Origin of the sequence: Rahnella perminowiae (assembly GCF_019049695.1) — a bacterium.
Lineage (GTDB): Bacteria > Pseudomonadota > Gammaproteobacteria > Enterobacterales > Enterobacteriaceae > Rahnella > Rahnella perminowiae.
The window spans coordinates 1-255 of the sequence record NZ_JAFMOT010000010.1 but is presented as its reverse complement, the minus strand read 5'-3'; the positions used below and the strand labels follow the sequence as shown (position 1 = coordinate 255).

Genomic DNA, 255 nt, shown 5'->3' with positions numbered 1-255 from the left:
ACTTTGCTCTTTCGAGGTCATGCGGTATTAGCTACCGTTTCCAGTAGTTATCCCCCTCCATCAGGCAGTTTCCCAGACATTACTCACCCGTCCGCCGCTCGCCGGCAAAGTAGCAAGCTACTTCCCGCTGCCGCTCGACTTGCATGTGTTAGGCCTGCCGCCAGCGTTCAATCTGAGCCATGATCAAACTCTTCAATTAAAAGTTCGATTTGCTTAAACACGTTAAGCGGTGCTCAGAGATTACTTCGTAATAAT

General features: G+C 49.4%; 1 rRNA gene. It reads right to left on the bottom strand.

The annotated features are described in order from the left end of the window. A 16S ribosomal RNA gene (locus J1781_RS00025) occupies positions 1-199 on the bottom strand; the annotation flags it as partial. Between the last annotated feature and the right edge of the window lie 56 nt (positions 200-255).